The organism is Rhizobium sp. OAE497 (assembly GCF_040546565.1).
Taxonomy (GTDB): Bacteria; Pseudomonadota; Alphaproteobacteria; order Rhizobiales; family Rhizobiaceae; genus Rhizobium.
Map to the genome: position 1 here is coordinate 2064568 of NZ_JBEPOA010000001.1, position 12699 is coordinate 2077266.

The 12699-nt window shown below is 62.9% G+C and carries 14 protein-coding genes; 4 read left to right on the forward strand and 10 right to left on the reverse strand.

The annotated features are described in order from the left end of the window. Nucleotides 1-3: 3 nt before the first annotated feature. From ABIE40_RS10660 to ABIE40_RS10675, 4 genes are read right to left on the reverse strand one after another with little or no spacing between them, the layout of a single operon-like run. The gene (locus ABIE40_RS10660) at nucleotides 4-825 is read right to left on the reverse strand and encodes an ABC transporter ATP-binding protein (RefSeq protein ID WP_199629493.1); all 822 of its coding nucleotides are present in this window, start codon (nucleotides 823-825) and stop codon (nucleotides 4-6) included. A 9-nt stretch (nucleotides 826-834) separates the two neighbouring features. Beyond that, nucleotides 835-1671 carry an ABC transporter permease subunit gene (locus ABIE40_RS10665; RefSeq protein ID WP_199629492.1) on the reverse strand — a complete coding sequence of 279 codons (837 nt, stop codon included), beginning with the start codon at nucleotides 1669-1671 and terminating at the stop codon, nucleotides 835-837. A 23-nt stretch (nucleotides 1672-1694) separates the two neighbouring features. After that, nucleotides 1695-2864: an FMNH2-dependent alkanesulfonate monooxygenase gene (gene ssuD / locus ABIE40_RS10670; protein ID WP_199629491.1), complete on the reverse strand. Its 1170-nt coding sequence runs from the start codon at nucleotides 2862-2864 to the stop codon at nucleotides 1695-1697. Nucleotides 2865-2890: 26 nt separating this feature from the next. After that, nucleotides 2891-3859 (reverse strand): aliphatic sulfonate ABC transporter substrate-binding protein, encoded by a 969-nt coding sequence (locus ABIE40_RS10675; RefSeq protein ID WP_112716665.1) that lies wholly within the window; start codon nucleotides 3857-3859, stop codon nucleotides 2891-2893. A gap of 260 nt (nucleotides 3860-4119) precedes the next feature. Here ABIE40_RS10675 and ABIE40_RS10680 point away from each other — a divergent pair, with 260 nt between their 5' ends. Together ABIE40_RS10680 and ABIE40_RS10685 are read left to right on the forward strand one after the other, a co-directional pair. Next, the gene (locus tag ABIE40_RS10680; RefSeq protein ID WP_199629490.1) at nucleotides 4120-4989 is read left to right on the forward strand and encodes an NAD(P)-dependent oxidoreductase; all 870 of its coding nucleotides are present in this window, start codon (nucleotides 4120-4122) and stop codon (nucleotides 4987-4989) included. Next, entirely contained in the window at nucleotides 4986-5669 is a 684-nt protein-coding gene (locus ABIE40_RS10685) for a DNA alkylation repair protein (protein ID WP_199629489.1), read from the forward strand. Before ABIE40_RS10680 ends, ABIE40_RS10685 begins: the two co-directional genes overlap by 4 nt. Here the strand turns inward: ABIE40_RS10685 and ABIE40_RS10690 are convergent, their stop codons facing one another. The 3 genes from ABIE40_RS10690 to ABIE40_RS10700 form a co-directional block, all read right to left on the reverse strand. Continuing rightward, on the reverse strand, nucleotides 5670-6158 hold the full coding sequence (locus ABIE40_RS10690) for an Lrp/AsnC family transcriptional regulator (RefSeq protein WP_112387170.1): 489 nt from the start codon (nucleotides 6156-6158) through the stop codon (nucleotides 5670-5672). 67 nt (nucleotides 6159-6225) lie between these two features. Further along, nucleotides 6226-6849, reverse strand: a complete 624-nt coding sequence (locus ABIE40_RS10695) for a uracil-DNA glycosylase family protein (protein ID WP_199629488.1) — start codon at nucleotides 6847-6849, stop codon at nucleotides 6226-6228. Next, a complete protein-coding gene (locus ABIE40_RS10700) occupies nucleotides 6840-7391 on the reverse strand; it encodes a thermonuclease family protein (protein WP_199629487.1) in 552 nt (183 codons plus the stop codon). The genes ABIE40_RS10695 and ABIE40_RS10700 overlap by 10 nt, the downstream gene beginning before the upstream one ends. 104 nt (nucleotides 7392-7495) lie before the next feature. Between ABIE40_RS10700 and ABIE40_RS10705 the strand changes: the two genes are divergently transcribed. Beyond that, nucleotides 7496-9031, forward strand: a complete 1536-nt coding sequence (locus ABIE40_RS10705; protein ID WP_112716675.1) for a sensor histidine kinase — start codon at nucleotides 7496-7498, stop codon at nucleotides 9029-9031. A 2-nt stretch (nucleotides 9032-9033) separates the two neighbouring features. Here ABIE40_RS10705 and ABIE40_RS10710 read toward each other — a convergent pair whose 3' ends face one another. From ABIE40_RS10710 to cobT, 3 genes are all read right to left on the reverse strand, one after another. After that, nucleotides 9034-10104 carry a hypothetical protein gene (locus tag ABIE40_RS10710; RefSeq protein ID WP_199629486.1) on the reverse strand — a complete coding sequence of 357 codons (1071 nt, stop codon included), beginning with the start codon at nucleotides 10102-10104 and terminating at the stop codon, nucleotides 9034-9036. A gap of 97 nt (nucleotides 10105-10201) precedes the next feature. Continuing rightward, nucleotides 10202-10594: a diacylglycerol kinase gene (locus tag ABIE40_RS10715; RefSeq protein ID WP_199629485.1), complete on the reverse strand. Its 393-nt coding sequence runs from the start codon at nucleotides 10592-10594 to the stop codon at nucleotides 10202-10204. A 131-nt stretch (nucleotides 10595-10725) separates the two neighbouring features. Continuing rightward, complete coding sequence (gene cobT / locus ABIE40_RS10720; protein ID WP_199629484.1) at nucleotides 10726-11742, reverse strand: nicotinate-nucleotide--dimethylbenzimidazole phosphoribosyltransferase; 1017 nt, start codon at nucleotides 11740-11742, stop codon at nucleotides 10726-10728. Between the two features lie 156 nt (nucleotides 11743-11898). Between cobT and ABIE40_RS10725 the strand changes: the two genes are divergently transcribed. Further along, nucleotides 11899-12681, forward strand: coding sequence for an adenosylcobinamide-GDP ribazoletransferase (locus tag ABIE40_RS10725; protein WP_199629651.1), 783 nt, complete (start codon nucleotides 11899-11901; stop codon nucleotides 12679-12681). The last annotated feature ends 18 nt before the right edge of the window (nucleotides 12682-12699 follow it).

A 12699-nucleotide genomic window follows, 5' to 3' on the forward strand; every position in this document is an offset into this window, starting at 1 on the left:
TCCTCAGCGCCCGGCGCCGAGAATGGCGCCGAGCAGCCTGCCCTCGATCTCGGCAAGCTCCGGATTGCCATGCCGGCGCGGATGCGGCTGGGGAATGTCGAGATCAAGCGCGATCCGCCCTTCTTCCAGCACGATCACCCGGTCCGCCAGATGCACGGCTTCGCTGACGTCGTGGGTGACGAGAACCGTCGTGAAACCGAGCTCGCGCCAGACGCGGTTGATCAGTTCCTGCATGCTGATCCGCGTCAGCGCATCGAGCGCGCCGAGCGGCTCGTCAAGCGCGAGAACGCCGGGCTTGCTGACCAGCGCACGAGCCAGCGCCACACGCTGCCGCTGACCGCCTGAAAGCCGCGACGGCCACTCCTTCGCCTTCTCCGCCAGCTGCACTTCGGAAAGCACGGCCGCTGCTTCGGCGATCGCCAGACGCTTGTCGATCCCGTCGCCGAGACCGACCGCGACATTCTCCGCCACGCTGAGCCAGGGCAAGAGCCGCGGCTCCTGAAAGACGATGCGTGCATTCGGCCGCTCGCCGCCACCATCCGCGGCTTCGAAGCGGATGCTGCCTGCCGTCGGCTGATCGAGGCCCATCAGCACCCGCAGCAGCGTGCTCTTGCCGCAGCCGCTCTTGCCGATGACGGCGACGAACTGACCGGCCGGAATATGCAGATTGATACCGCGCAGCACCCGGTTGCCGCCAAAGCTCTTCTCCAGTCCGGTCAGGGTGATGGGTGCCGCCCCGGCTGGCGGTGTCGCAGGCTTTTCGCCGTGCGCCGCATAATCCGGCTCGATGGAGCCGTGGAAACGTTCATGGGTGATCACGCTCATCGCCAGCTCCTACTTCTGATAGATCGGGTTCCAGGTGAGCGCCCGCCGCTCCAGCGCCCGGGCAACGACATCGGCGAGCTTGCCGAGCACCGCATAGATCACCAGCGCCAGCACCACGACATCGGTCATCATGAATTCCCGCGCATTGTTAGCCATGTGACCGATGCCGGAGGACGCGGCGATCGATTCCGAGACGATCAGCGTCAGCCACATGATACCCAGCGCATAGCGCAGACCGACGAAGATCGATGGCAGCGCGCCTGGAAAGATCACCTTGCGAAACAGCGTCCAGCTGCCCATGCCGTAAACGCGGCCCATTTCGATCAGATCGCGATCGACGTTGCGCACGCCGTGATAGGTATTGAGATAGACCGGGAAGAGCACGCCGAGAGAGGTGAGGAACAGCTTCGATTCCTCGCCGATGCCGAACCACAGGATGACCAGCGGGATCATCGCCAGATGCGGAATGGTGCGGAGCATCTGCAGTGTCGTATCGGTCAGCTGCTCCGAGACCTTCGAAACGCCGTTGGCAATGCCGAGCAGGAAGCCGATCGCGCCGCCGACCAGCAGGCCCGCAAAGGCGCGCCCGGCGCTGACCAAGACGTCATGCGGCAGCTGGCCGGAGATCGTCGTCGACCAGAAAGCGACGGCGACATCGGCCGGCGACGGCATGATGCGCGAGGAAATGAACCCGGCCGACGAAGCGATCTGCCAGCAGATGACGATTGTCACCGGCAGGAGATAAGGCAACAGGGCAGAGCCGTCAGGCAGCCGGGGCAACGCCCGGCGCTTGCGCTTTGCTTGCCCCGAGGCAACGCGTGTGAATGGCGTTTCGAATACCGACATGCTCATCTCCTCGCTTCCGCGGATCAGGACCCTGAAACGACTTTCAAGTTACCGCCATGGCTACCGCCACCGAACACCTGCTTGTTTCCGAAATCGTTGCGCAGACCATGACGCTGCTCCGGCTGGCCGAGACCCAGCTCGGGGAACAGCAGTTCGGCAACGCGATAAGCCTCTTCCAGATGCGGATAGCCGGAGCCGATCACCGTTTCGATGCCGAGTTCCTGATATTCGCGCAGCCGCGCCGCGACCGTTTTCGGCGAACCCACGAGAGCCGTACCGGCGCCGGCGCGCACCAGGCCGACACCGGCCCAGAGGTTCGGCGACACTTCGAGCTTATCGCGGCGGCCGCCGTGCAGGGCTGCCATGCGCGCTTGCCCGACAGAGTCGGACTCCTTGGCAAAGCGAAGCTGCGCTTCCTCGATCGTCGCATCGTCGAGCTTGGAGATCAGCCGATCGGCGGCCGCCCACGCTTCCTCGTCCGTCTCGCGGACGATGAAATGCAGACGGATGCCGAAGCTGACGTCGCGACCCTTCTTGGCGGCAGCCGCGCGCACGCGCTCGATCTTCTCCCCCACCTGTGCCGGAGGCTCACCCCAGGTCAGATACTTGTCGACGCGGCCGACAGCGAAGTCGATGCCGGCATCGGAGGAGCCGCCGAAATAGAGCGGCGGGCGCGGGTTCTGGTAGGACGGGAAGCCGAGACGTGCATTGGTCGCCTTGATGTGCTTGCCATCGATGCTGGCAACGCCCTTTTCCAGCAGCTCCTCCCAGACATCGAAGAATTCGTTGGCATGGTCGTAGCGCTCGTCATGCGGCAGGAAGATGCCATCGCCGGCAAGTTCGGCCGGGCTGCCGCCGACGACGATGTTCAGGAGAACGCGGCCGTTCGAGACACGGTCGAGCGTTGTCGCCAGACGCGCATAATAGGCCGGAGACGCCGTGCCGGGACGGATCGCCACCAGGAACTTGAGCTTCTCCGTATGCTGCGAAAGTGCGGCCGCCGTGACGAAGGATTCCTCGCAGGCAACACCCGTCGGCAACAGCACGCCGGAAAAGCCGAGGCGATCGGCTGCCTGGGCGATCTGCGTCATGTAGCCGATTTCAGGCGCGCGCGTCTGGTCGGAGGAGCCGAGATAGGCGCCGTCGCCGGAGGTCGGGATGAACCAGAGAAAATCGATTGGTTTGGAACTCATCAAATTGTCCTTTCGTGAAATACGGCTCAGCTAGCCTTCGGGCGCCAGACGATATCGCCGGTCGTCAATTTCTTCGGCACGATACCAAGCGCGTAGAACTCGTCAGCCAAGGCTTGCTGGTAGGCCGCAGCGCCATCGGTGATCGTCGTCACCGCACCGAGATCGGCGCCCGGGCGACTGAGGGTGATGCGCGTCACATCGGCGGGAACACCGGTGATCTCTGAAAGCTCCTTGACCGTCTCGTCGAGCTTGCCCTGCGCCGACTTGCCCACCTTGGCGAGCTCGTCGATCACATCGACGACCACCTGGCCGTTGTTGTCGGTGAAGTCCTGATTGGCGAGGAAGAAGCTGTAGGAATCGACGAGCCCCTCAGCGGTCGTCAGCACGCGGGTCTGCGGATCGGCTTCGGCGATGGCGAGGTAAGGATCCCAGATCGACCAGGCATCGATGCTGCCGGTCTTGAAGGCGGCAGCGGCATCCGGCGGTGCGAGATCGAGCGCCTGGACGTCATCGATAGTCAACCCACCCTTGCGCAGCGCCTTGACGGCGACGTTATGGGCGCTCGATCCGCGCTTGAAGGCTAGCTTGGCGCCCTTCAGATCCTCAAGCTTCTGGATCGGAGAATCCTTGTGCACCAGGATCGCCGACGCCGCCGGGCTGCCGCGATAGGTTCCGACATAATAGAGATGGCCGCCAGCAGCCTGCGCAAAGAGCGGCGGCACGTCACCGGTCGCGCCGAAATCCAGAGCGCCTGCCCCGAGCGCTTCGAGCAGCGGCGGCCCGGAGGTGAATTCCGACCAGCTGACCGAAATGCCCTTGTCCGCAAGCCGCGCCTCCAGCGCGCCGCGCCGCTTGGCAAGCGCCAGCACGCCGTTCTTCTGCCATCCGATACGGAACTCGGTGGCTGCAGCCGCCCGCGCGGGCTTGATGGACGGCAGGACGGCGGCAGCTGCTGCGGCCCCGAAGAGACCAAGGGTCTGACGGCGTGAGATCATGGCTTTCCCCTTTATCGGCGATACGGAGTGCATCACCGTTGCGTTGCGATGACCTGATAATGAGAAACTCTATAAATTAGATCGACAATTATATTTGTGAGTTTTGCTGCCGAGGAAATTTTCCTGACCGGATTGCCGGGCTCCCGCAGAATTTTATTCTCCGGGTGCCGCGTTGGCGTACCGCCGCCAGCCGGCGGTGCCTTTCCAGCCTTCGCACTTTCCGCTAATCATGCCGCAGCATCAGGAGAAGGATCTGGCATATGGCAAAAGTCGCTTTTATCGGTCTCGGCGTCATGGGTTTCCCGATGGCGGGTCACTTGAAGACGAAGGGCGGCCATGAGGTCACGGTCTATAACCGCACCGCCGCAAAGGCCGCCGATTGGGCGGCAAAGTTCGGCGGCAAATCCGCGCCGACCCCGGCAGAAGCTGCCGCAGACGCCGATTTCGTCTTCACCTGCGTCGGCAATGACGACGATCTCCGCTCGGTGACAACAGGCAAAGGCGGCGTTCTCGAAGGCATGAAGAAGGGTGCCGTCCTGATCGATAACACCACGGCCAGCGCCGAAGTCGCCCGCGAGCTCTATGAAGCCGCCAAGGCTAAGGGCTGCGACTTCATCGACGCGCCGGTGTCCGGCGGCCAGGCGGGCGCCGAGAACGGCGTGCTGACTGTCATGTGCGGCGGCGATGAAGCCGTGTTCGAAAAGGCAAAGCCCGTGATCGACGCCTATGCACGCATGGTCGGCCTGATGGGAGCGGCCGGTGCCGGCCAGCTCACCAAGATGATCAACCAGATCTGCATCGCCGGTCTCGTCCAGGGCCTCGCCGAAGGCATCCACTTTGGCAAGCGCGCCGGTCTGGATATCGAGAAGGTCGTCGACGTCATCTCCAAGGGCGCCGCCGGCTCCTGGCAGATGGAAAACCGCCACAAGACGATGAACCAGGGCAAATACGATTTTGGCTTCGCCATCGACTGGATGCGCAAGGACCTCGATATCGTCCTGACCGAAGCCCGCCGCAACGGCGCCAAGCTCCCCGTCACCGCCCTCGTCGACCAGTTCTATGGCGACGTCCAGGCCATGGGCGGCAATCGCTGGGACACGTCCTCGCTCCTCGCCCGCCTGGAAAAATGATCGGCCCGTCCTCGAGCGCAGCAGACCTGATCGCGCATCTGCAGACGCTGCGCTCCGAGGACGGCATTGCCGGCATGGCCCGCTTCGGGATCGTCACCGGCCAGGCACTCGGCATTTCCAATCCGCAACTGCGGAGCATCGCGAGGCTCGCCAGGAAGGATCATCCGCGCGCCCTGGCGCTCTGGCAAAGCGGCATTAGGGAAGCGCGGCTGCTGGCCCTGATGACGTCTGAGCCGAAACGACTGACGGCGGATGAAGCCAAGGCCTTCGCCGAAGACTTCAATTCTTGGGAAATCGTCGATACCGCCGCCGACCTCTTCGTCGAGGCACGGCTGGACGCTCTCACTGAAGGCTTTGCTGCCGATGAGCGGGAATTCGTGCGCCGCACGGCCTTCGCAATGATCGCCGCTATGGCTGTGCATCGCAAAAAGGATCCCGACGAGACAATTCTCATCTGGCTGACGCTGATCGAGGCTCACGCTGGCGACGAGAGGAACTTCGTCCGCAAGGCCGTCAACTGGGCGCTGCGCAATATCGGCAAGCGCAACAAGGCGTGCCATGCGCCTGCCCTGAAACTCGCTCGCCGCCTTGCGGAGAGTTCCGGCAAGACGGCGAGATGGATCGGCAAGGATGCGGTGCGCGAACTGACCAGCGATGCGGTCATCGCCCGGCTGAAATAACTAGTCCTCGTTGGACTTGGCGCTGTCGAGCAGCATGTAGTCGAGCGGCAGCTGCGTCGAATACTTGATCTGCTCCATAGCGAAGGCCGAGGAGACGTCGCGGATTTCGATCTTCGCGATCATCCGCTTGTAGAAGGCGTCATAGGCCGCGATATCGGGCACGACGACGCGAAGCAAGTAATCGACATCGCCGCTCATGCGGTAGAACTCGACCACTTCGGGGAATTCGACGACGACTTCGGAGAAGCGCTTCAGCCACTCGATCGAATGGGTCGCCGTCCGGATCGACACGAAAACCGTGACCTTGGTGTTGACCTTTTCGGGGTCGAGGATGGCAACGCGGCGCTTGATGACACCGTCTTCTTCCATCTTCTGGATACGGCGCCAGCAAGGAGTTGTCGAAAGGCCGACCTTCTTGGCGAGATCGGCGACCGCAAGGGTCGAATCTTCTTGCAGCAGGCGCAGTATCTTACGGTCGAGACGGTCCATATGCGAAAGCCCTTTCGAATTATATTCTCTGTATACCGCGATTCCGGCGCGCGAAAAGAATTTTGTTTCAGTTTATAAGCAGTTTTATTCTGCTTCTAAGCACCGGCAGCAGCTCTTCCTCGAACCATGGATTGCGTTTCAGCCAGCCGCTGTTGCGCCAGCTCGGATGCGGCAGTGGCAGGACGGCGGGCGAGCGGTTTGCAAACAGCGTCTCGCGCCATGCCTTGACCGTATCGGTCATATTACCCTTCGCCGCCGCCCCCATATGCCAGCTCTGCGCATATTGGCCGACGGTCAGGATCAGTTCGATCTGCGGCATCACCGCCATCGCCCTCTCCCGCCAGATCGGCGCGCATTCGCGGCGCGGCGGCAGATCGCTGCCCTTCTCGTCATATCCCGGAAAACAGAAGCCCATCGGCACGATCGCCAGACGGCTTGCATCGTAGAAGGTCTCGCGGTCGACCTGCAGCCAGTCGCGCAGGCGATCGCCGGAAGCGTCGTTGAACGGAATGCCGCTCTCATGCACGCGAAGACCCGGCGCCTGCCCGGCGATCAGCACCCGCGCCGTGCGCGACAGGATGACGACAGGACGCGGCTCATGTGGCAAGGGCTTTGCCGGATTGAGTGGCGCATCCCGGCAGATGCGGCAGGCGGCAATCTCTTCCTGCAAGGCTTCGAGCGTCAGTTCCATCCGACCGCCTGCCCGATCATCCTGACGATGCCGCCGCCGGAATGCAGCCGCTCGTCATCGCGAAAATCCCGCGGCCGTTCGAACGTTCCGGCCCACAGACCCGCGCGCTCGCCCCTCGCCTCGTCCTCCTCGCGCCGGTAGTCGCCATAGGACAGGGCATAGCCCGTTCTCACCATCTCGCCATTAATATCGAGCGTGCCGCAGCGACAGGTCACCAGCAGCCGCTGATATTGATCGCGCTCGGTGCCGCCGCATTGCGTTGCGGCATTTGAGACCAGCCGCTGCAGCACATCGCGCGCCTCCCGCCCGCAGGCCCATGACTTCCCGCCACGCTGGCAGCTCTGCACCAGCTCCGGCGCATCGATGCCCTTCAGCCGCATCCGTTCGCCGCCGATCGCCAGGCTGTCGCCATCGGCCGCCTGGAAGGCGCCGCTATGCACGGTCTCCGCATCGCTGTTGAGCTTGGCGGCGATCAGCCAGATCAGCGCCAGCATCGCAAAGGCCGTCACGCCGTCGCGAATCGTCCTCAAACCGCGCGTCACGCTTCCGCCTCCTTCAAAAACAAACCGTTGAGAGAAATGGCAAACACCTTCTTAAGATTTGCCGGTTACGGTGGAACCATCCGCGGATCAAGTATCAAGTGCAGATGAGTAACGGCGTAAGCACATCGACAGATAAGATTATCGTCGACAAGTCCCGCAGTCACCGCAACAAGCCCGTCTCCAAGGCTGTTCGGCAGACACGCGAGCGCTTGCAGTCGGGCCATTCCTCGACGGCAGCTTTCGATCGCGACGTCCTTCGCATGTATATGACGGCATTCACGCAGGGCGCAGCCCTGATGCCGCTGTTCGTCATCATCATTTCCGCCCTCGGCATCTATTTCACCGGCGACACCGAGATTTTCTTCTGGGCCGTCGCGACGCTGGTCGCCTATGCCGCCAACGTCTATCTCGTCCGCCGCGCCCGCAAGCAGGAAATGACGGCGGAATCCGCCCGCAAGTGGCGCCGCGCCCTGTTGATCGGCCAGCTGCTGATCGGCCTTAGCTGGGCTTTCTTCGCGCTGCAGGGCTGCGCCACCTGCGAGCCCTCCCGCTTCATCCTCTATAAGGGTGCGACGCTGCTCATTGCCCTGTCAGTCACGGCAATGTCGAATTTCATGCTGACGCCGTCGGTGCTCATCACCTTCAGCCCCGCCGTGCTGGCGCTGGCCGTCAAGGCCGGCATTTCCCGCGACGTGCTCGAAGTCAGCCTCACGGCGCTCTTCACCACGACCGTCATCTTCTTCGGCTATATCAGCGACCGCCTGTTCCGCCAGAACCTGCGCATCCTCTCCTTCCAGTCGGAAAAAGACGACCTGATCGCCGAGCTCGAAGTGGCAAAGTCGATGTCCGACGAGGCCCGCCGCCGCGCCGAAGAGGCAAACCTTGCCAAGTCGCGCTTCCTCGCCTCCATGTCGCACGAGCTGCGCACGCCGCTGAACGCCATCCTCGGCTTCTCCGAAGTGATGTCCGCGGAAGTCATGGGACCGCTGAACAACCCGACCTACAAGGAATATACCGGCGACATCCATCGCTCCGGCCAGCACCTCCTCAATCTCATCAACGAGATCCTCGACCTCTCCCGCATCGAGGCCGGCAAGTATGAGCTCGCCGAAGAGGCGATTTCGCTGCTCGATATTTCCGAGGATTGCATCGGCATGGTGCAGCTGCGCGCCAGCGGCAAGAACATCACCATCAGCCAGCAGTTCGAGCCTGAGCTTCCCTCGGTCTGGGCAGACGAGAAGTCGATGCGCCAGGTCGTGCTGAACCTGCTGTCCAACGCCGTCAAATTCACGCCGCAGGGCGGCGAGATCCACGTCAAGGTCGGCTGGACGGCAGGCGGCGGTCAGTACATCTCGATCAAGGATAATGGCCCCGGCATTCCCGAAGAGGAAATCCCGATCGTACTTTCCGCCTTCGGCCAGGGCTCGATCGCCATCAAGAGCGCCGAACAGGGCACCGGCCTCGGCCTGCCGATCGTCCAGGCGATCCTTGCCAAGCACGACGGTCAGTTCGTGCTGAAATCAAAGCTGCGCGAAGGCACCGAAGTCATCGCCATCCTGCCGGGCAAGCGCGTCCTGCAGAGCCTCCCCGCCGTCGAGGAAGCGCATGCCGTCTCACGCAAGCGGAAGAGCTTCGCCTAAGGTCAGCCTGCGAGAAGCGCAAGGAACGCCGGGTCATCGCGGAAGTCTCCCAGATCGTTGTCGATACTATCCAGCCGCGTCAGATTTCTCAGATTTTCCTTGTAGGATGGGTCGAGCAGGATCGCCTGCTTTGCGGCACTCAGCACCGCCTTCTTCATCTTCGCCAACTCTTCGGGAGCAGCCTCACCGACGCGCAGTGCGCGATGCCTCTGCCCGTAGGCAGCAGCCATCAGGAACCAGAACTGGGCAATCTTCGAGGCCGGTGTGCTCGCAAGCTTGGTGCCGATCGCGATCGCCTGTTCATAGCCGCCGGGCTGGTAAAGCAGGTCGAAAATGATCTCGATCCCCTGATTGACGGACAGACGGTCACTGCTCGTCAGGTAGGACAGAAAGGCGTCTCGATCTTCGACAGGCACGCTATCGACGATCTGCTTTGTCGTTTGCTCGCCGAGCTTCTGCTCACCGGGATCCTTATCCAGCAGGATTTCCACCTGTTGGAACAGCGGCGACAGATAGATCCTCGTATAGAGGTAGAAGAAGATAAAGCCGGCGATAAGCCCGAAGACAAGCAGGAAAGGCGACGAAACGGTGACAGCGTTCAGCAGCGGCGCATTGCCTCCCGCGAAGAGGCCACTGGCCTGCCTGTCGATGAAGTCAGCAAATGAATTCAGATGCGAAGGCAGACTCGCCACCTGTGTCAGCCCGACGCCGACCAGCATCGTTGTCAGCCATTCCGAAATTCGCTCCAGGTTGGTATTCGACGCCAGCAGCCTCTCGCGCCGCGGCGACTTCAAGCCTTCCGCGCCAGCCTTCACATCCGCAGTTGGAACGGCAGGCGCCTCTTTCGTCATGATACGCGGCACGGAAAACAGAAATCCCATGACACCGCCGACGGCGGCGGATGCCGCAACGATAAGCCCGCCGATACCGATCGCCGAGGAGACGCCACCCTGTTGCGACAGCCATAAGAAGAGAAAGGTCAGGCCAAGCGCGGCCAGCCCCATATAACCAAGGTCTCGGGCCTTCTCGCCGCCTTCAACCTGGTGAACCGCATTCGCCTGAAGATGTGCCAATGGTCGCCCCCGTATACACCTGCCGCGCAGAACAGAAACAACCTAAGAGTACAATTGATATTTACACAACCTTAATATTTAAGGGTCGGCCTGAATATCAGCCGAAGACGATGGCGATCAGATGCTTGCCGATCGTGAACAGCAGGAAAAGCCCGCAGGCACCGAGCATGCAGAGAACGGCAAAGGAGCCGAGATCCTTGGCATGCTTGCCGACCATCGAAATTTCGGGGGAGATGCGGTCGATCACTTCCTCGATCGCCGTGTTCAGCGCCTCGACCGCAAATAGCGCCAGCAGCAGGACTACGGCGATCACCAATTCGGCAAGCGTCGCGCCGACCGCGATCAGCAGGATCAGCGACACGGCGGCAAACAGCAACTCCTGCCGGAAGGCGGATTCCTTGATCAGGCGCTGGAATCCCGCCCAGGAATAGCTCGCAGCGGCGAAGAAATGGCTGACGCCTGTCAGCTTACGAACGGCAGGTTTCTCCAAGGCGTCCTCGTCTTGCGGTCGCGGACGGCGTCTTGCCGCCGTCCATCAGTGAAAATGCGAATACCGTTTCCCGGTCCGCGCCGCAAGCGTCTGTCATCAACCTGTCACAAAGCTGAACGCGACGCGTCCGCTCAATGCTTGTTGGTGACGCCGGCCTGCGCGAAGGTCGCCATGCCGGAATGGCAGGCGGCCGCGGCCTTGACGATACCGGCGGCAAGCGCCGCGCCCGTGCCCTCGCCGAGGCGCATGCCAAGCGCCAGAAGCGGCGTCTTGCCGAGCATCTCGATGGCGCGCAGATGGCCGGGCTCGCCGGAGACGTGACCGATCAGGCAGTGATCGAGCGCCGATGGATTGGCAGCCTGCAGGATAGCACCCGCGGCTGTCGCGACATAGCCATCGATCAGAACGGGAATCTTCTCGACGCGGGCGGCCAGGATTGCGCCGGCCATCGCGGCGATCTCACGGCCGCCAAGGCGGCGCATGATCTCGAGCGGATCGTTGAGGTGATCGCGGTGCAGCTCGACGGCGCGCTCGACGGCGGCCACCTTGCGCTCCAGCATCTCGCCTTCCGAACCCGTGCCGGGGCCGACCCAATCGCGTGCCGAACCGCCGTAGAGCGCATAGTTGATCGCCGCCGCGATCGTCGTGTTGCCAATGCCCATCTCGCCGATGCAGAGCAGATCCGTACCACCGGCAATCGCTTCCATGCCGAAGGCCATGGTGGCGGCGCAGTCACGCTCGGAAAGCGCTGCTTCCTGGGTGATGTCACCGGTCGGGTAATCGAGCGCCAGATCGAAGACCTTGAGGCCGAGATCGTAGGCGACGCAGATCTGGTTGATCGCCGCACCGCCGGCCGCAAAATTCTCGACCATCTGCTGCGTCACCGACGGCGGGAAGGGCGTGATGCCCTGGCGCGCAACGCCGTGATTGCCGGCAAAGATCGCCACCAGCGGCCGGTTGACGGCGGGCGCCCTGCCCGTCCATGCCGCCAGCCAGAAGGCGATTTCCTCGAGGCGGCCGAGCGCGCCCGGCGGCTTCGTCAGTTGCGCGTCGCGCTCGCGGGCCGCAACCAGCGCCCGGGCATCCGGACCCGGCAGCTCGCGCAGCAGCGCGCGGAAATCGTCGAACGGCAGACCTGAAACGCTCATGAAGGGACTTCCTTGTATTCTGTTTTCTCCCGGCTTGCCGGGGCCAACTTGTCTTTTCGCAGCAAATCGGCTTCTTTCGTCGCGACTCTCTTAAAGCCAGCGGCAGAGGCGAACAACTCCAAAAGCGCCGCAGCTTCCATGCATGAAGTGGGGGACATGATCATCAAGGCCTATGCGCTCGACACCGCCCGCGCCGTCGCGTTCCTGAGCCGCATCCCCATGCCGTCTTTCGTCTTTGCCGGCGATGACGGCAAGCTCAGCCGTACCGCACGCGCTTTCCCGCTGGCCGGCCTGCTGATCGGCACCGTCCCCGCCGCAATCTTTCTGCTGCTGCTCGGCCTGCGCGCCGACCGCCTGATGGCAGCGCTCGTGGCAATCGCCGTGCTCGCCATCATCAGCGGCGCGCTCCACGAAGATGGACTGGCGGACACCGCCGATGGCCTCGGCGGCGGGCGCGACCGGGATCACGCCCTTCTGATCATGAAGGACAGCCGGATCGGCAGCTACGGCGCCCTCGCTCTCATCCTCTCCGTGGCACTCCGCGCCGCCGCACTCGCCGCCATCGCCCGCGAAGTCCCGTCTATGGAAGCCGCACTCGCGATCCCCGTCGCCGCCTGCCTTGGGCGATCCGCCCTCGTCTGGCATTGGCACCGCCTGCCCCCGGCGAAGTCGGACGGGCTCGCCGCATCTTCAGGCAAACCCGGCGAAAGCGCCATGCATATCGCCGTCGTCTCAGGCTGCCTGTTCACAGCGCTGATCGTCTGGCCGGTCATGGGCCTGCTGCCGCTCGTCTGCAGCCTGCTGGCGGCCGGCATTTCGGTTCTCGTCTTCACCCTCTACATCCGCCGCAAGCTGAACGGCCACACCGGCGATACGCTCGGCGCCGCCGAACAGATTTCCGAGATCGCCGCCTTCTGCGCCCTTGCCATGGCCTTGTGAAACAACGATATATCGCTC